The 18,897-nt window shown below is 40.1% G+C and carries 20 protein-coding genes and 1 other annotated feature; of the genes, 2 read left to right on the forward strand and 18 right to left on the reverse strand.

Going from position 1 to position 18,897, the window contains the following annotated elements:
* Positions 1-26: 26 nt before the first annotated feature.
* The 4 genes from safA to nadB form a co-directional block, all read right to left on the reverse strand.
* Positions 27-1,709: a SafA/ExsA family spore coat assembly protein gene (gene safA, locus ACE199_RS06005; protein WP_375348976.1), complete on the reverse strand. Its 1,683-nt coding sequence runs from the start codon at positions 1,707-1,709 to the stop codon at positions 27-29.
* Between the two features lie 209 nt (positions 1,710-1,918).
* Positions 1,919-3,022 (reverse strand): quinolinate synthase NadA, encoded by a 1,104-nt coding sequence (gene nadA, locus ACE199_RS06010; RefSeq protein WP_375348977.1) that lies wholly within the window; start codon positions 3,020-3,022, stop codon positions 1,919-1,921.
* Positions 3,022-3,870 carry a carboxylating nicotinate-nucleotide diphosphorylase gene (gene nadC, locus ACE199_RS06015; RefSeq protein WP_375348979.1) on the reverse strand — a complete coding sequence of 283 codons (849 nt, stop codon included), beginning with the start codon at positions 3,868-3,870 and terminating at the stop codon, positions 3,022-3,024. Before nadC ends, nadA begins: the two co-directional genes overlap by 1 nt.
* Positions 3,851-5,437 (reverse strand): L-aspartate oxidase, encoded by a 1,587-nt coding sequence (gene nadB, locus ACE199_RS06020; protein WP_375348980.1) that lies wholly within the window; start codon positions 5,435-5,437, stop codon positions 3,851-3,853. Before nadB ends, nadC begins: the two co-directional genes overlap by 20 nt.
* Positions 5,438-5,598: 161 nt before the next feature.
* On the opposite strand from nadB, the gene ACE199_RS06025 reads away from it, so the two are divergent.
* Both ACE199_RS06025 and ACE199_RS06030 read left to right on the forward strand, forming a co-directional pair.
* Positions 5,599-6,723, forward strand: coding sequence for an IscS subfamily cysteine desulfurase (locus ACE199_RS06025; RefSeq protein ID WP_375348981.1), 1,125 nt, complete (start codon positions 5,599-5,601; stop codon positions 6,721-6,723).
* Between the two features lie 37 nt (positions 6,724-6,760).
* A complete protein-coding gene (locus ACE199_RS06030) occupies positions 6,761-7,297 on the forward strand; it encodes a transcription repressor NadR (protein WP_127761505.1) in 537 nt (178 codons plus the stop codon).
* A gap of 39 nt (positions 7,298-7,336) precedes the next feature.
* On the opposite strand, the gene pheA is transcribed toward ACE199_RS06030, so the two are convergent.
* From pheA to mreC, 14 genes are all read right to left on the reverse strand, one after another.
* The gene (gene pheA / locus ACE199_RS06035) at positions 7,337-8,212 is read right to left on the reverse strand and encodes a prephenate dehydratase (protein WP_375348982.1); all 876 of its coding nucleotides are present in this window, start codon (positions 8,210-8,212) and stop codon (positions 7,337-7,339) included.
* A 157-nt stretch (positions 8,213-8,369) separates the two neighbouring features.
* A complete protein-coding gene (locus tag ACE199_RS06040; RefSeq protein WP_119116039.1) occupies positions 8,370-8,819 on the reverse strand; it encodes an ACT domain-containing protein in 450 nt (149 codons plus the stop codon).
* Between the two features lie 28 nt (positions 8,820-8,847).
* Positions 8,848-10,140: a GTPase ObgE gene (obgE, locus tag ACE199_RS06045; RefSeq protein ID WP_252290996.1), complete on the reverse strand. Its 1,293-nt coding sequence runs from the start codon at positions 10,138-10,140 to the stop codon at positions 8,848-8,850.
* Positions 10,141-10,192: 52 nt separating this feature from the next.
* Positions 10,193-10,735 carry a Spo0B C-terminal domain-containing protein gene (locus ACE199_RS06050; RefSeq protein WP_252290998.1) on the reverse strand — a complete coding sequence of 181 codons (543 nt, stop codon included), beginning with the start codon at positions 10,733-10,735 and terminating at the stop codon, positions 10,193-10,195.
* Between the two features lie 479 nt (positions 10,736-11,214).
* On the reverse strand, positions 11,215-11,505 hold the full coding sequence (rpmA, locus tag ACE199_RS06055; RefSeq protein WP_119116036.1) for a 50S ribosomal protein L27: 291 nt from the start codon (positions 11,503-11,505) through the stop codon (positions 11,215-11,217).
* A 12-nt stretch (positions 11,506-11,517) separates the two neighbouring features.
* A complete protein-coding gene (locus ACE199_RS06060; protein WP_127761509.1) occupies positions 11,518-11,850 on the reverse strand; it encodes a ribosomal-processing cysteine protease Prp in 333 nt (110 codons plus the stop codon).
* Positions 11,851-11,862: 12 nt separating this feature from the next.
* Entirely contained in the window at positions 11,863-12,171 is a 309-nt protein-coding gene (gene rplU, locus ACE199_RS06065; RefSeq protein WP_119116034.1) for a 50S ribosomal protein L21, read from the reverse strand.
* Between the two features lie 13 nt (positions 12,172-12,184).
* Positions 12,185-12,264 (reverse strand) — a sequence feature (ribosomal protein L21 leader region).
* A 47-nt stretch (positions 12,265-12,311) separates the two neighbouring features.
* Positions 12,312-13,793, reverse strand: coding sequence for an Rne/Rng family ribonuclease (locus tag ACE199_RS06070; RefSeq protein ID WP_375348983.1), 1,482 nt, complete (start codon positions 13,791-13,793; stop codon positions 12,312-12,314).
* Between the two features lie 40 nt (positions 13,794-13,833).
* Complete coding sequence (locus ACE199_RS06075; protein ID WP_375348984.1) at positions 13,834-14,700, reverse strand: M50 family metallopeptidase; 867 nt, start codon at positions 14,698-14,700, stop codon at positions 13,834-13,836.
* Positions 14,693-15,562, reverse strand: coding sequence for a peptidoglycan DD-metalloendopeptidase family protein (locus tag ACE199_RS06080; protein WP_375348985.1), 870 nt, complete (start codon positions 15,560-15,562; stop codon positions 14,693-14,695). Before ACE199_RS06080 ends, ACE199_RS06075 begins: the two co-directional genes overlap by 8 nt.
* A gap of 312 nt (positions 15,563-15,874) precedes the next feature.
* The gene (minD, locus tag ACE199_RS06085) at positions 15,875-16,681 is read right to left on the reverse strand and encodes a septum site-determining protein MinD (protein ID WP_127761512.1); all 807 of its coding nucleotides are present in this window, start codon (positions 16,679-16,681) and stop codon (positions 15,875-15,877) included.
* Positions 16,682-16,683: 2 nt separating this feature from the next.
* On the reverse strand, positions 16,684-17,361 hold the full coding sequence (gene minC / locus ACE199_RS06090) for a septum site-determining protein MinC (protein WP_375348986.1): 678 nt from the start codon (positions 17,359-17,361) through the stop codon (positions 16,684-16,686).
* Between the two features lie 82 nt (positions 17,362-17,443).
* The gene (gene mreD, locus ACE199_RS06095) at positions 17,444-17,965 is read right to left on the reverse strand and encodes a rod shape-determining protein MreD (protein ID WP_375348987.1); all 522 of its coding nucleotides are present in this window, start codon (positions 17,963-17,965) and stop codon (positions 17,444-17,446) included.
* The gene (gene mreC, locus ACE199_RS06100) at positions 17,962-18,834 is read right to left on the reverse strand and encodes a rod shape-determining protein MreC (RefSeq protein ID WP_375348988.1); all 873 of its coding nucleotides are present in this window, start codon (positions 18,832-18,834) and stop codon (positions 17,962-17,964) included. The genes mreD and mreC overlap by 4 nt, the downstream gene beginning before the upstream one ends.
* Positions 18,835-18,897: the final 63 nt, after the last annotated feature.

An 18,897-nucleotide genomic window follows, 5' to 3' on the forward strand; every position in this document is an offset into this window, starting at 1 on the left:
GCCTGGGTTCCTGCAAATGATGGCTGCTACGACGGCGGCGCTTGTTTGTCTGACTGTTGATATGATGGTTGTACTTGGGTTCCCGCAAGTGGCGGCTGGTATGGCGACTCTGCCTGTTCGTCTGACTGTTGATAAGATGGCTGCATTTGGGTTCCCCCAAATGACGGCTGGGACGGCGATTCTGCTTGTTCGCCTGGCTGTTGATACGATGGCTTTACTTGCGTTCCCCCAAATGACGGCTGATACGGCGACTCTGCTTGTTCACCTGGCTGTTGATACGATGGCTTTACTTGCATTCCCCCAAATGACGGCTGATACGGCGACTCTGCTTGTTCGCCTGGTTGTTGATACGATGGCTTTACTTGGGTTCCCGCAAATGGTGGTTGATACGGTGACTCTGCTTGCTCACCTGGCTGTTGATACGATGGCTGCGTTTGTGCACTCGCAAATGGTGGTTGATACGGTGTGCCTGGAAGCGGTTGTTGATACTGCGAATAATTTTGCGGCTGTTGATAGGATGCATTGGAAAAACTCGGTTGGGTATAAACCGCTTGCGGATATGGATTTTTCCCTTTATCCGGCCCATATGTTCCTATAGAACCTTTATTACATCCACAATCCTCTGATTCTTCTTCGTAAGCAGGCTGTACTTGGGTTCCCGCAAATGGTGGTTGATACGGTGTGCCTGGAAGCGGCTGTTGATAGGGTGCGTTGGAAAAATTCGGTTGGATATAAACCGCTTGCGGATATGGGTTTTTCCCTTTATCCGGCCCATATGTTCCTATAGAGCCTTTACTACATCCACAATCCTCTGATTCTTCTTGGTAAGTAGGCTGTACGTACGGCTGTGCTAGAGGTGCTGAAGGCTGCATGTTCATTGATTCATATCCATCATATTGCTGTGCTGGCTGCGGTAATCCTCCTAAATATGGATTAAATGTCGGTGTCTGCATCATGCCTGGCATACTCGCACCAGCCACATAGTTAGCATTCACCGGAGCTTCCATAGCGAATTCCCCCAAAACATCCGGACTTTCTTCATAGACTTGTGGATTCATTTGTCCCCCTTCACATTGCCCATACATCCATTGCTGCGGGATTGGCGGTGGAGGCGGATAACAAAATCCTGTTCCTGGCAAAATTGGTGTCACCGGAATACATGTCTCAATAGGCTGCTGTACCATCGCTTCAATCTGAACGGGTGGAGCTTGCGGAATTTCTGGGGGCTTCGGTGCTTCAGGAACTTTTACTTCTTCCTTCGCCTCAGGTAGAGGTGTAACCTGCATCTCCTTCATGCTTAACGTATAATTATTCGCCATAGCTGCCTGTGGGATGATCGGTTCAGGAATAGGTACCTCTTTTTGAACAACGACTGGTTGTTCTTTCTCAACCGGCTTTGGCTGCATAATAGGCTGTTTCTCTACCATTGGCTTTAACTGCATAATAGGTTGTTCTTCCTCTTTAGAAACTTGTGGTGGAGTGGAAGGAATCTGCGCTTCCTTTACTCCTTTATGAACAATTTGGCTCGGCTTGACTGCCTCTTTCTTCACGTTGCCAGCTGAACCTGGTATTTTTAGTTTCATACCCGGCATTAATAAATCCGGGTTGCTTAACTGTGTGTTTAATTTTTTTAATTCTTCGAAACTGACGCCATACTTTTTAGCCAGCTTCCAAAGCGTGTCGCCTTTTTGGACTATATGAATTTTCACGCTGCAATCCCTCCTGTGCATATGTCCATATATACTATGAAGCGATTATTAAATTGATAATATTTCATCATCAAAACTTATGCCAGAAAGAAAGACTTTATGAAAAATTTATATACATTTCACTTTTCACCTTCAAAGTTCAAACCAAGGGAACATATACGCAATAGTAAAAAGACCTGAATCATGTTCCATTCAGGTCTTCTTCACGATCATTTATGTTGTAACATTCGATTCAATGCAAGAATGGCATCATCGGCAATATCTTTTTCTACCTTAATTGGATTAATCACTTGCCCTTTGCTAATCGATTCAAGAGACCATAGTAAGTGCGGCAAATCGATTCGATTCATCGTCAAGCACGGACACATATTCGGATTCAAAGAGATAATATTCTTATCCGGATGCTTAGCCATCAATCGTTTAACAAGATTCATTTCCGTTCCAATTGCCCATGAGCTGCCCGGTTCTGCCTGTTCAATAGCGTTAATAATATAAGAAGTGGAGCCATTATCATCCGCCATTGCTACTACTTCACGGCGACATTCGGGATGAACAATAATTCTCATATCTGGTTGCGTTTTACGCAGTTCTTCAATATTAGCAGTTGTAAAGTTTTCATGAACAGAGCAGTGACCTTTCCAAAGCAATACTTTAATGTTCTCGATATTTCCTTCATAAATTAATTCATCTTTATGCGGATCCCATACAGCCATCTGATCTAAAGGAATTCCTAAATCATAAGCAGTATTTCTCCCTAAATGTTGGTCAGGTAAAAATAAAATCCGTTCCTTCTGGGATAACGCCCAAGATACCATTTCCTTCGCGTTTGAAGAGGTAACGGTTGCTCCTCCATTTTTACCAACAAACGCTTTAATCGCTGCTGTTGAATTTACATATGTTAAAGGAAGAATTGTATCACCAAACAACTGTTGCAGTTTTACCCAAGCTCGATCTGTTTGATGAATATCCGCCATATCCGCCATCGAACAGCCTGCGCGCATATCCGGTAAGATAACTGTTTGTTCTTCCGTCGTTAAAATATCCGCTGTTTCTGCCATAAAATGTACACCGCAGAAGACAATAAATTCAGCCTCTCGATTCGCCGCAGAAATTTGAGCAAGCTGCAGGGAATCACCTGTAGCATCGGAAAACTGAATCACTTCTTCACGTTGATAGTGATGCCCTGGAATAAACAAACGGGATCCGAGCTGTTTTTTTATCTCCCAAACACGCGCTTCCATTTCTTCTGTTGTCATCGTTTTATATACTTCCGGTAAAGCTGTTGCGACTAACGCTTGTTCTAATAAACTCATTAATACACACCCTCCCGTTCTCTTACCTTGGCACTAATATCAAGCGCACGTACACTATGCGTTAAGCATCCTAACGAAATCATATCTACTCCACAATCTCGGTACAAAGCTAAATTCTCTAACGTAATTCCTCCCGATACTTCTGTCACAATATGAGGCGGAACTAATTGAACAAATTGTTTAATTTCCTCTGGTGTTCGATTATCAAACATAATAATATCAGCAGCAGCCTGGACCGCTTCAATCACTTGCTCTTTTGACTCTGTTTCGACTTCAATTTTAACTGTATGACCGAGCTTCGCTTTAACTATCTCAACAGCCTGTGTAATCGAACCTGCAAAGGAAATATGATTATCTTTAATCATAACCGCATCATACAAGCCATAGCGATGATTGAAAGCCCCGCCAGATCGAACGGCATACTTCTCTAACATACGTAGACCCGGTGTTGTCTTTCTTGTATCACAAGGCTGCGTCTTCGTTCCGGCTAATATTTGCACTGCTTTATTAGCTTCTGTCGCAATGGCCGACATTCGTTGGACTAAATTCAGCACCACTCGCTCCCCCTTCAAAAGAGCGGCCATACTCCCCGTCATTTGCGCAAGCTTTTGACCAACTTCAAACGATTCACCATCTCTTACAAACAACTCAATTTCAATGGTTGAATCTAACATCGTAAAGCCTGTTTTAATGACATCGCCTCCTGAGAAAATACCAGCTTCTTTTGCCAAAAATGTTAACGTACCTTGTGATTCAACTGGAAATAAAGTGTCGCTCGTCACATCGCGCTCGCCGATATCTTCAATAAAGAATTGCTCTAATAATTGCTTAAGCTTTAATAAATTCATATACAACGCTTCCTTTCAAACGTTTCATCACTTCATGACGATCTAATATTATGGAAGTATCCAGCCAAACCGCATCATTCTCCATTGGATAATCACTTCGGAAATGACCGCCCCTGCTTTCTTGCCTCGCTAATGCTGATTCAGCAATCAACCATGAGACAATAATCGCATTCACTTTTGCTAACTCCTGAACCGAAACATCCTCACATGCTAGCTCGAGCAAACAATTAATCTGAAATGATTCCAACCAGGCTTTTAAGCGGCCAAGATCCTTCGCATTCCGAACAATACCCGCATAATGCATAAGATGCTTTTGAATATCCGCTAATTCAGGCAACATGATTAAAACATGACTGGTCTCTTTTAACGTTTTCTTTTCTTGAGGTAATACTCTTTCAGGAGCTTGCTGCAAATAGCGACCGAGAGTGCTCCCAAAAACTAACCCCTCTAATAGTGAATTGCTAGCAAGACGATTAGCACCATGAACACCTGTACAAGCGACTTCTCCAACGGCATATAAGCCTTCGACAGAAGTTCGTCCTTTCCCATCCGTTTCAATTCCTCCCATTAAAAAATGATTGCCGGGAGCTACAGGAATTTTTCCTTCTTCAAGATGGACTCCATTTTTTAAGCAAAGGGCAGCGACTGTTGGAAAACGCTCGCTAAAATTAGGAATCATCGAAATATCTAAATACACGTTTTCTCCACGTTCAATATAGGAGTAAATCGTTTGCGCGACAATATGACGTGGCGCTAAATCTGCTAAAGCATGAACATCCTTCATAATTGCTTTTCCTGATGCTGTTATAAGCTTTGCTCCTTCACCACGAACGGCTTCAGATACAAGTCCTTGTGTTTTGCCGTTACAATATAATAAAGTCGGATGAAATTGAATAAACTCCATATCACGAATACGCGCTCCCGCTTTAAGAGCTAGAGCAATTCCGTCTCCAGATACGGTGTTGGCATTAGACGTGAACTGAAATAATGACCCGCATCCGCCAGTTGCTAACACAATATGTTCACCATACATCGTTTGAAGCTGGCCTTCATGATCCACTATCTTAACGCCAATACAGGAAGCATCATCCCCCATTATGAGCTCAATGACTGCTGCATCTTCCATCACTTCCACCTTTGAAAGAGCCAACTCTCTAAGCAAATGCTCGATGATGTATTTTCCAGTTGCATCACCATGACTATGAAGAATTCTACGCTCACTATGAGCACCTTCCATCCCGAGCATAAGATGTCCTTCTGGATTACGATCAAATTCCATTCCAGATGCTATTAGTTCTGAAATGGCAACAGGAGCTGTTTGCACTAATGCTTCTACCGCTTTCACATTGTTATAATAACGGCCTGCTTGAATCGTATCTTCTCTATGGGAAATCGGTGTATCCTCTTTAGACATAGCAACAGCAATTCCACCTTGTGCTAAATACGAGTTGCTATGACGAAGCTTAGATTTTGTGATAAGCATCACATGTTTGGTTGCACTCGCTTCTATTGCCGTTTTTAATGCTGCAATTCCACTGCCGACGATAATGACTTCCATTTTATTCATTTTTACCGCTCCTTGATTTAACAAGTGTCTTGACACATATATTTACACATTATTAAACTATAATCAAGAGTTTTTTAGAATAGACCTGTTAAATAACGGCATTAGGAAAGATAACCATTCTCTATAACCTAATCCTACACTATGAAGTGGATGTGACCATTTTGATTTATTTTGACTACGCAGCAACAACACCAATTGATTCTGATGCTTTAAAAGTATGGATAGATGCTTCACAGCAGTTTTATGGAAATTCAAGCAGCCTTCATGATTGCGGCTCCCAGTCTGCCAAGCTGCTTGATGTATCACGTCAACAGCTCGCTGCATTACTACACGTTGAAAAAGAGCATGTGATTTTTACAAGCGGCGGGTCTGAAAGCAATGTACTTGCGATTGACACCTTATTGTCATCTAAACATCCACATAAAAACCATATATTAGTTAGCCAAGCGGAGCATGCCTCCATCTATCAATATGTTGAAAAGCTTAAAAACAACGGCTATCATATTACGTACCTTGAGCATCTACAAGATGGCACAATAGATCTCGATTATTTAGAAAACCAGCTTTCGGAACAAACATGTCTCGTCATCGTTCAACACGTTAATTCCGAAACAGGAGTCGTACAGCCAATTGAAGATATACGAACAATCCTACACAACCGAGATACTTTTCTTCATGTCGATTGTGTCCAATCTTTTGCTAAACTGCCACTACAATCGATTAGCAGAGCTTGTGACAGTATGGCAATCTCCAGCCATAAAGTATATGGTCCAAAAGGTGTCGGAGCGGTTATTTTTCCAAATAAACATAAACTAAAACCGGCGCTTCCAAATGTGACTCATGAATATGGCTTTCGAGCTGGTACTGTCAACGTGCCAGGAATTGCCGCTTTTGTGACAGCTGCTACAAAGCTAGTAAACCAGCTCGATCAGGAATTAGCACGCATATCCACCTTACGCACACAATTCATTGAGCTGTTGCATGAATCGAATGTACTCTTTGAAGTCATAGAATCAAAAAGAAGCCAGTTGCCGCATATTCTTGCGTTAACCTGCTCAGGACTGCAAGGACAATATATAATGATTGAATTAAATCGACGTGGATTAGCTATTTCTACAGGAAGTGCTTGCCAGATTGATAAGCAGGAGCCTTCCAAAATGATGCTTGCTATGGGGAAAACCATTGAGGAAGCACATCAGCTTATTCGCCTGTCATTTGGCAAAATGACGACAGAAGCAGATGTGAGAAAATTAGCCGAAAACTTTATTCAGGCTGTGGTACAATGAAATAATTATTCGTTTTTAAACATTGAGGAGAGATTATATGGACACGAAAAAAAAGTTACTCGGTGAAGAAAGACGATTGCAACTACTGCACATTCTCCAATCAAGTGACCGACCTATTACGGGAAGTGAGCTTTCAAAACAAGCTAATGTTAGCCGACAAGTAATTGTGAGTGACATCACACTTCTAAAAGCCCGAAATGAACCGATTATCGCAACAAGCCAAGGCTATTTATATATGCATACAGCAAACAAAACACAAAATTATGAGCGTACCGTTGCCTGTCACCATGAGCCTTCACGTACAGAGGAAGAGCTAAACTTACTTGTTGATATCGGGGTAACTGTTAAAAATGTGAGCATTGAACATCCTATATACGGCGATTTAACAGCATCTATTATGGTTAGCAGCCGCAAAGACGTTCAACAATTTCTTACTAAAATGTCAGAAACAAATGCTTCCTATTTACTAGAACTAACCGATGGTATTCATCTTCATACATTAAGCGCATCATCAGAAGAGCTGTTAGATGAAGCGGAAGCTGTCTTAAAAAAAGCCAATATTCTTGTTGAATAACTATAGAAAACCCTCATTCAATACGAATGAGGGTTTTCCCTATCCCATCTTCACAGCCGTCTCCACCGCGAAGCTCGGATAACTTCCAAGAATAGAAACCTTACAGCCAAGTGCTTCTAATTCAGAAATAGCACCTGGAATAAGCACTTCATCGAGCGCCATTTCGACATCAATAATAAAGAAGTAATTTCCTAATCCCGTTTTCATTGGGCGGGATTCAATTTTGGACAAGTTCAATTTGCGCCATGCAAATGCCGAAAGCACTTGATGAAGGGCTCCAGAATGATCGGCAGGAAGCATCACCATCAGCGTCGTTTTCCAGCCTCGATTAACGGTTACATGCCCTTTATAGTCGACACCCTCCTTCGACACGACGATGAACTTCGTATGATTATAAGAATAATCATGAATATTATGTTGAACAATTGTTAATCCATATTCCTCGGCTGCCAATTCATTAGCAATCGCAGCAATCTTTCGTTCCGGTTGCTCACTAACCATTTTCGCTGCCGCTGCTGTTGATGTCACTTCTTCACACGGAACACCTTTCCATTCCTTATGTAAAAATTTATGACACTGTGCAATAGCATGCGGATGTGAGTAAATCATGTCTGGTTTAAAACCAGGTACAGCCTGGTCTGGATGCACCATAAAATGCTGCTGAATCGGTGTAATCACTTCTCCCTGAATCGGAAGCTGAACCTCATGAATTAAGTAATCAATTGTAATATTAACGGAACCTTCTAATGCATTCTCAATCGGAACAACAGCAATATCAGCCTCTCCTTCTTGAACAGCATCGATACAATCTGGAATCGTAGCCTTTGGCATTTTTAATTCATTCGGAAAAAGCCGAGAGACCGCTAAATCTGTGAATGTAGCCTTAGGTCCGAGAAAAGCAATTTTGTGCGACATCTAAAAACTCTCCTTTTTTCACGACAATATAGCTATTTGCCCTATTTACAGGTCTGTTATCGTTATTTACCATTAGATATATCCCTTTATTTTATGCTATTTTCAGACTTTTTACAATACTTTAAGCCCGTACAATTGATATGCACGGGCTCCATCATTACGCACCATTTCCTAATATTTCAACTTTTTCAACAAACTCCATTTTTCGAAATGTGGTAAGTAATTCATCAATGTCCATCGTCATTCCAGCCGTATTTAAAGAAAGCGTAACATTGGCACGTCCTTGCAAAGGAATCGTTTGGTGAATCGTCATAATGTTGCAGCCAGACAACGCAACGACTCGTAATAACTCTGACAAAGTGCCTGAACGATCTTCAAGATAAAAGAAGAGCGTAATCAACTTTTCTTTCACAATTGTATGAAAGGGAAATACCGTATCGCGATACTTATAAAAAGCACTTCGACTTAAATCCACACGCTGAACTGCTTCCCAAACAGATTCTACTTTACCGCGTTCAAGCATTTCCTTAGCATCTAACGTTTTCTTCATAGCCTCTGGAAGGACATCTTCGCGAACGAGGAAAAATTTCTTATCAATGCCGTTCACTTACCTTCCCCCCTCTGCCCAACCGTTATTAATCAACAAATTCAAATTCATATTCTAAAATACGAACAATATCACCATCTGTTGCTCCTCTTTGACGAAGGGCTTCATCCACTCCGAATGAACGAAGCTGTCTTGCAAAACGGCGAACAGATTCTTCACGACTGAAATCCGTCATTTTAAATAGACGCTCGATTTTAAATCCAGAAATAGCAAAGCTGCCATCTGGCTCGCGCGTAATGTCAAACTCATCTTGTTGCGTTTCATGTTTATATAATACTCGATGAACCCCTTTATCTTCATCTTCATCATGATCAAGCGGGAATTCTGGTGTCTCTTCTAACTTATCTGCAATCGCAAACAACAGCTCCCGAATTCCTTCTCGTGTTAAAGCTGAAATTGGGAAAATCGGATAATCTTCTTGTAATTTCTCTTTAAATCCCGCTAAATTTTCTTCTGAATCTGGCATATCCATTTTACTTGCCACAATAATTTGCGGACGCTCGGTTAAACGCAAGTTATATTCCTGCAGCTCTTTGTTAATCGTTTGATAGTCCTCGTAAGGATCACGACCTTCAAGACCAGACATATCAATCACATGAACGATGACTCTCGTTCTCTCAATATGGCGTAAAAACTGGTGACCAAGTCCAACACCTTCTGATGCCCCTTCAATTAAACCTGGCAGATCAGCCATAACAAAGCTTCGATTATCTTCTGTTTCAACTACACCTAGATTCGGTACAATTGTTGTAAAGTGATACTCAGCAATCTTTGGCTTCGCCGCTGACACAACAGATAATAATGTCGATTTCCCCACACTTGGAAAACCAACTAAACCTACGTCGGCAAGTAATTTTAATTCCATTACAATATAGCGCTCTTGCCCTGGCTCACCATTTTCAGCAATCTCTGGAGCAGGATTAGCTGGTGTAGCAAAACGAGAATTTCCGCGACCTCCGCGACCGCCTTTAGCAATAACGGCACGCTGTCCATGCTCGACTAAATCGGCAATTACTTCTTTCGTATCATCGTCAATAATAACCGTACCTGGTGGAACTTTCACAACCATATCCTGTGCATTTCGACCATGTTGATTTTTCGACATTCCGTGCTCGCCGCGCGATGCTTTAAAATGACGTTGATAACGGAAATCCATTAATGTTCGTAAACCTTCCTCTACTTCAAACACAACGTTCGCTCCGTTGCCCCCATCTCCGCCTGCTGGGCCACCTTTTGGTACATATTTTTCACGACGATATGCAACCATTCCGTTACCGCCGTCTCCACCTTTTACAAACACTTTGACTTGATCGACAAACATGCTATCACTTCCTTGTTTTCTATATGTACTATCTTGCTGTATGCGTCATTTCTTATTCAAACCTCACGTCCATTGTGAAAAAAAGCTCCTCTTCACTCAACGATTGCACATTAACTGTTTGCTGCTCTGTTAGTGAATTAGTCAGAAACTTTGTCACAGTGTCCTGCTCTTTTAGCTTGCCTTGTAAATGAAAAGAACAACACATATTTCTGCTTTCTTTTTTAGAAATCTCTATCGTAAGCATATTTTCAGTAAACGGATTTAACTGTTCCCCTAATAACTGAAAGTAGCTTCTCGTCCATTGATACATCAATTCATCCATGGATTCAGATGCTTCAAAAACATCTACGATTTCATATTCAAAATTGAACGCCCAATTTTCCCAATTTGCCGTCATTAGCAGTTCACTAAATTTCGGCATATTTAAACTAGAAAGCCGGGCTTCTTGCTGCGTTTCAATAATAATTTCTTCAATAAACCCTTTTACACGATCAATCTTATTTAATTCCAAATTGCCTTTAATAATTTGGATTTTATTTAACCAATCATGCCGCGTTTGTCGAAGTACTTCGACAGTTGTCCAACTTTTATCCATTATTAACACCTTCAATGTATGATAACATGAAATTTCACTCCTTAGAGTATCAGTTGAATCAATGGAACTTTCATAAAGCTTGCTTCTAACAGAGCACTCACTCCCATTAATTCCGGACAAAAACTTCTCTTCAAGCTCTATCATGCTGCTATTTACCAGTATATCAAAAATGCACAAGTCTGGTCATGAATACTCGTTCATAAATGACATGAATGCCCCCGTCCAAAAAAACCAAATCTTGCTCCTTTGAATTCTTTGGACGATGGTAGAGCAAAAATTAAGGCTTTGTTGTAAGGCACTATTGATTTCTGGCTCATTTTCACCAAAAATTGTGTCAACAACACTATGATTGAACAAAGCCAAAATAAAAAATAAAGGGCCGATTCCATCTAAGCAATATATATCCAACAATATCGCGATATATATTATCAGTAGAAGGAATCAGACCCTTTTGAGTCATCCTAATTTCAAAGATGCAATTATGCTTCTTGTGCAACTGGATATACGCTTACTTTTTTGCGGTCACGTCCGAAACGCTCGAAACGTACAACACCGTCTACTTTTGCGTATAGAGTATCGTCTCCACCACGGCCTACGTTCTCACCTGGATAGATTTTTGTTCCGCGTTGACGGTAAAGGATAGAACCACCAGAAACGAATTGACCATCCGCACGCTTAGCGCCTAAACGCTTAGCTTGTGAATCACGACCGTTCTTTGTAGAACCTACCCCTTTCTTCGATGCGAAGAACTGAAGATCTAATCTTAACATATGTTCCACCTCCTATTTACTAAGAGTAATTTGAATGTATTTACCATAATCACGTTCAAGAGTTTGCAATGATATAAGCAAGGCATTTAAAAGAAGCTGTACCTTTTCTTCGGATTCCGTTGAAAGATTCTCTGGAATCACACAGCGAAGATATCCACCATCTTTGCCTAACTCAATCTCCGGTTCTACATCCGTTAAGGACATAATTGCATTCACCATTCCAAATGAAACAGTGGATGCACCAGCGCAAACAATATCGGAACCTTTTTTAGCGAAATCAGCATGTCCACTCATTGTAAACGAAGTAATTCGTTCATCGGGAACATTAAAGGTTACTTTAATCATCTTAAATCAGCCTTACGCGTTGATTGCTTCAATTACAACTTTAGTGTATGGTTGACGATGACCTTGTTTTTTACGATTGTTTTTCTTCGCTTTGTATTTGAAAACCGTGATTTTCTTTTGACGACCTTGTTTTTCAACTTTAGCCGTTACAGTAGCGCCTTCCACGAATGGAGCACCAACTTTCACGTTTTCGCCACCTACGAATAAAACTTTGTCAAATGTAACAGTTTCGCCTGCTTCTGCGTTTACTTTTTCGATGTAAACTGCTTCACCAGCTGCTACTTTTACTTGTTTACCGCCAGTTTCAATAATTGCGTACATACCTGCACCTCCTTGAATGTCTCAGACTCGCCATGTACAGGCGTTTTACATAAAATAAAACTTAAAACCTGATATGAGCGGTTGTAGCACGGGTGCTACAAACATAACGTTACAAGTCTACCATGCAAGCAAACTATTTGTCAATACGTTAAACGAGACGCTTCATAAATTTCCTGATAGCTCCCGAACCGTTTAATATGATATTGATGCAGCGGTGTACTACTAATCGAAAGAACAAGCTTTTTCGCAATCGCTTGTTCTAAAATGGGGCGGTAGATTTCTTTTTCTCCTAATAAAACATCCGCAACTGCTTGATTCACTTCCACCCATACCGCTTCATCATCCGTTTTTCGATGTTCCATTAATTCTCGCTCTAATTGAAAGGCAACTGTTTCTGGGCTTAGAACTTTTCCGCTGCCGCCGCAAACTGTACAGCTAACGGTTGTTCTTTCGTATAGAGAAGGAGAAGTCCGCTTTCGAGTCAATTGTAGAATGCCGAGTTCTGTAAAACCAATGACTTTGACACGCCTGTCATCCTTCACCGTTTCCTGTTTCATCAACTTCATCACTTCTTGCTGATGCTGGCGGCTGTCCATATTAATAAAATCAATGAGTACAATCCCGCCAATATTGCGAAGACGAAGCTGTCTAGCTGCTTCTTTCGCAGCTAGAAGATTCGTTTGAAATAACGTTTCTTCCTTTTCTGTTTTACCAGTAAATTTCCCAGTATTTACATCAATCACCGTGAAGGCTTCTGTTTCTTCAAAAATTAAATAGCTCCCATTCTCAAGCCAAACGATTTTCTTCATTGCCTTGGACAACTGAATATCAAGGTGATGCTCGGAAAAAATATTTTTCGGCCCTGCCTCATATGAAATTTTCCATATCCCGCCACCGCTTGAAGCTTGTTTAGATAGCTCCTGATACAGATTAAAATCATCCAAAATAATTTCTCCCTGCTCTCCTTTGTCCATCTCAGCTAACAATAATTCGACGAATGTGTCCTTTTGCAGCACTAATCCAGGATGTTTTAAAGCGCGAGCCTGTTTATGTAACTCATTATACTGTTCACGAAGGGCGTGCAGTATGTGAACAAAAGACTCCTCACTTTGATTCTCCATGGATGTCCGAATAATAAGTCCTTCATCTTGGTTCTTATGTTGAAAAGCTAGGTTTCTCCAATACTTTTGCCGGTCTTCCTGTTGGAACTTTTTCGAAACACCAACATAATCTAAGCCCGCTATGTATACTAAAGATGGAGATGACAGCTCAATCAAACCTGATAACTTAGCCCCTTTATTTCCTGTCTCGTCTCGTTTCACCTGTACGAGCAGCTTCTCTCCTTGACAGATATACTGACTGATTGTTCCTCCTTTCAATGATTTATCAGCAAGCTGAAAAGCCGGTAATTCGTCTCGGTGGAGAAAGCCATGCCTCTCTGCTCCGTAATCGACAAATACCGCATCCATACCGGGCAGAACTTTTGCTACTTTTCCCATATATATATTGCCTACCGCACTCAATTGATTTGGCGGCCTGCTCTCTATTTTCATCACTTCATTTTGCTCCAACACCGCATATCGCTTTTCACGCGACGACAAGTTGGCAATTATTTTTTTCATAAAAAAATCCTTTCTCTATTTTGAAGAAAGGATACCATACTTAATAAGAATATAACAGGTCACCGATTCTATCTTCTATCCTCTTTTGAGAAAAATAAGCATATAAAAGCTCTGTCTCATCTAATGTGCCGCTTTCTTTGCCATTTTTCATCACAATAATGGAATGTTTACATCCACGTTGAAATAGCTCTAACACTTTATAGATGGGTTCATTGACATCCACTCTAATCGGCTTCAATGTCACTAAGTCTTTGCTATGCCCATAGTGCCGTTGAAGTAAGAAGCGCATAAAAGCATAATAACGCTGACGCCATTCAAGTAAAAGCGAAATACTAAGAAAGAAAGCAATCATCCATGCATTTAAGTTAAGAGGATCAAGGACCATCCATATTACAAAAGCAAGAACGGCAAAAATAGCAGATATATAAAGCGTATATTTCTGCGCCTCAAGAAAGGAAACATATAAAGCTATTCCGTTAAAAAGTAAACGTCCTCCATCTAGGGGCCAAATCGGAAGTAGATTAAATAAGAATAAAATAATGTTCATATGAAAAAATACCTGATAGACGTCATAGGAAAGAAAAGAGAGCAGATAAAGAATATACGCTCCTCCAATTAACCAAATATGCTGCAAGGGACCTGCAAGAACAACCGCTATATCTTCTTTTAAACTTTTATTTCCATACTCCTCTGTTTCGAGCGTACCACCAAATGGCAAAAGCTTAATGGACTTAATCCTCCATTTAAAATATTGGGCACAAACAGCATGCCCCATTTCATGAACGAATACAATCACAAGAAGCATCATCATTTCTCTAAAATGAGCTGTAAGAACCGAAATGCCGACAACAAACCAAAGCGTTGGATGCACGTTGATTTTGAGCAGCAGTTTTCCATACTCATTCAAAGGAAATCACCTGTTTTGGATCAATAAAAGCTCCATTTTCTTTGATTGCTAAATAAAACGTTCCTTTCGAACCATCTTCACTTCCTGTAACCTGTCCGATTTGTTGCCCTTTTTTAATCGGCTCATATAAGCCCACATCAAACGATTCTAATTGTCCATACCATGACTCACTTTTATTTTCATGTTGAACAATAATCGTTTTCCCAATCCCTTCCTTCACCCCAGCAAATGTCACAAACCCTTCATCGATTGCCGATACCATCGAGCCCTTCGTTGTTTCAACGATAATACCTTCTCCATTTGTCTCAAAAGTTTGTGTAATTTTGGCCGTGGCAGGAAGTGCATACGACTCATCAACCGTTTCTGTTTCATTCTCTTTCTTTTTCTCCTGTGGCAAAAAAGCAATGGGCTTCCCAAAAGTCGATTCATACCAGCTAGAAATCGAGGCAAATTGAAAATCTTGTTCCATCGTCTTAGAAACGTAATCTCTTGCTGTATCCAATTGCTGTGACGGATGCTTAAAGATAACCGCTATAATTAAAAACAAACAAACAGCCGCTAACATTTTAAACAGAAAATATTCCTTTTTAAACAGTGGATGATCCGGACTACTCTCATAGGCTGTATATGTGTACAAATCTTCATCATGGTTATCCACATGCCTCCAAGCACCTTCCGTCTTTCGTTCACTGATTTTCCGTCGCTTTTCAATTCGATCACGGATATTTTTTCTGCGATTATCCATTCCGCCATCTCCCCCTTGCAAATCCCAAGCTTCTTTAACAAACTTATGATGAACTTGTCCGGAGTATACCTGCAAACCAATGATGAAAACATAGCTGCCTAAAGAATCCTTTTGCATCTGCCCACCTTTTCACATAACCTTTAGGACAACGCTTTATTCAGCCCTAAAAGCAGCTTAACGGGCTAGAGGTGAAAGCCCTCCATCGTCTCGGTAGAACGCGACCTTAATGAGCTAAGCACTTAGCCACCATTCAATGATTCTATAATAGAAAAAAGCGTGATTCAAAAGGTCCTGCACTCGACCTTTTAATCACGCTTTCTTCATGAACACGATAGAAAATCCGGCATAAAGTCATGCCTCATTATTCACTTACCATGCGAAAGGAGGCTCTCTAAACAGCCTCTTATATGTATATAGAGTACATGCAAACTATACACGCGCGCCGAAAAATTTCTTCACTTTCGCAATAAAGCCTTTTCGTTCTTCACCAATCGGTGTCAATGGAATAGACTCGCCTAAAATACGGCGAGCTATGTTTCGATAAGCAATCGACACTCGATTATTAGGGTCATAAGCAATTGGCTCTTTTCTATTGGCCGCAACAATGACTTGATCATCATCAGGAATAATACCTAGTAAATCGACTTTCAAAAAATCGGTCACACCGTTAATATCCATTTCCTCATCCTCATTAAGCAAATGACCACGGATACGATTAATAATCAATTTAGGTGCCTCAATATGCTCTTCTTTTTCTAACAACCCGATAATACGGTCCGCGTCATACACCGCCGGTCTTTCCGGAGTTGTCACAATAATCGCCTTATCCGCTCCCGCAATCGCATTGCGGAACCCTTGTTCAATACCCGCTGGACAATCGATGATAATATAATCATAATCTGGCTTTAAATCGTTAATAAGCTTACACATTTGTTCTTCATTAACGGCCGATTTATCACGCGTTTGCGGTGCAGGAAGCAAATATAATAAATCTTCAAAGTGTTTATCTTTAATAAGTGCTTGATGAATCTTACAACGCTCTTCTACAACATCTACTAAATCGTAAATAATCCGATTGTCTAGTCCCAGAATAACATCTAAGTTTCGCAGACCAATATCTGTATCAATTAAGCAAACTTTTTTGCCTAGAAGAGCTAATGATGTCCCTAAATTCGCAGACGTAGTTGTTTTCCCAACGCCGCCTTTTCCAGATGTAATTACGATTGCCTCTCCCACGATTAGAGTCCCCCTTCTAATCTATTAAAATTTGGTCTATATTTTCTCAGTACATGTAGCTTATCTATAATAATTTCTTCATCATCATTCATGAAAGCACATTTCACTTCATGACCTTTTTTCTGATCAGGTGCTACGTTTATTTGGTCCGCAATCCGTAATTGTGCAGGTGTCATAACAGATGCCGCAATAACCGCTTGATCATTCCCATAAAATCCAGCATGAGCAATGCCCTTCAATTGCCCCATAATAAAAATGCTGCCTCCTGCTCGAACCGTACCAGCAGGATTCACATCACCAATCAATAATAAATCACCCGGGACCTCTATAATTTGTCCGGAACGAACAACTTTATTAAGCGTCGTCACTTGATTCTCTTCTTTCCAACGCTTTGCTTTTTCTACCGTCACAACATTACAAAGAATATCTGAAACCGTTAGTTTTTTCTGTTTATGAATAACCTCTTTTATTTGGTTCTCTTGTTCTGGAGTTAAATAGCGATTACCTGTATGCAGCTTCACAGAAAGAACGGGATCATTTTCTTGAAACTGATAATTCTCAGATAGCTTCGCTGCTAGTTCTTTTAACAATTCGGAAAAGGAACAAGAATCATCGAGATGAAGCATAAACCCGTCTTTTGTCCCTTTTATCATTACATTTTGCTGAATCCTTTTATTCATGACGTTTGTTTCACCTCAATGAAATATAATTCGACACAAGAAAACATTTTTCCTTTTTCTCACTTGGCAAAAGCAGAAAAATTCAAGACTCCATTTCACTTTTTGTCACAATTTTTCGAATAAGTTTTTGGATTGGGTAATAACTTGCGATAATAAACACTAAATTCAATAGTGCAGTTGGCCACAATCTCCGCTCTGCAAATTCAGCAAAGGTTAATGCAGCAAACGACATAATCACGTTCATTTCATAAACAATCATTTCCGAAATCGCAATAAATATAGTTGATATAACAATGACAATCAGCCAATTAGATTGCAGGACTTTCATACATTTAGCAATCAAGTACGCTAAAAAAGGAATTAAAAACATAAAAATCCCGAGAATTTCTGTATACACAACATCATAAGCAAGTCCAAGAGCTGCTCCGTAAATCATGCCATATCTTCTTGAACCAAAAATGGTTAGAAAAAAGATAAATACCATCATAAAATGTGGAACCAAGATGTTTCCTTTTCCGAACAACTCACTGGCAAATAATTGTGCAAAAATGCTATCGAAGACAAAGAAAATCAAGGCAATCAGAGAAAGGATGAAATGCTTCACTCTTCTTCCTCCTCCAATTGAATTTCTTCCATTTGATTGGCTACATTCCGTTTCACAACGATTACATCACTAATATCATAAAAATCGGTCGATGGTTCAAGATAAGCAGTTTGATTCAACCCATATTGATTCACCTTTACATCCACTACTTTTCCGATTAACAATCCTTTAGGAAATACGCCGCCATAACCAGATGTTACAACGTAAGAACCTTTTTTGACTTTTTTATTGTAAGGAATCTTATTCATTAATAACAGATTTGTTTTCTCATCGAAGCCCTCAATCAACCCAAATGCTTTTTTATCGCCTTGAACATAAGCGGAAACTCGATTGGCTGTATCCATAGATGTTAATAATTGAACAGAAGCTGAGAATTGCCCAACATTTTTAACCTTTCCAATTAAACCTGTTGCCGTTATAACAGCCATATCCTTTTCGACACCATTTATTTTCCCTTGGTTAATCGTTAGGATTTCGTGCCAACGATCTGGATTACGCCCAATGACTGCGGCATGAATCGATGAGTATTGCTTTAAATCATCTTCTTTTTTCAAAATTTTGCGCAGTTCTTGATTCTCTTCTTTTAAATCCTGAACTTGTGTTTTTAATAAAACATACTCATCGAGGCGCTCTTTTAATTTTTGATTTTCTTCATATGTATTTTGAAGATCACTTAAGTCCCCAAAAAAACCTGTCACAGCCGATACAGGCTTATTAAATACATTCACAAACCAACCCGTTGTATCTTTTAAAAACTGCTCGGGCCAACTTAATTCTTCTCTCTCTCTTAATGAGAACCCAATCAATGCCACGAGAACAATAATACTAATCAGTAAGAGAAGAAGTTTTTTATTAAAAAACTGTGGCATGGTGTCTACACCTCAATTTACTTTAGTTTACTAAGAAAGCACAAGGCGCCCGACTATTGGCGA

This window comes from Peribacillus sp. Hz7 (assembly GCF_042136355.1).
Lineage (GTDB): Bacteria > Bacillota > Bacilli > Bacillales > DSM-1321 > Peribacillus > Peribacillus asahii_A.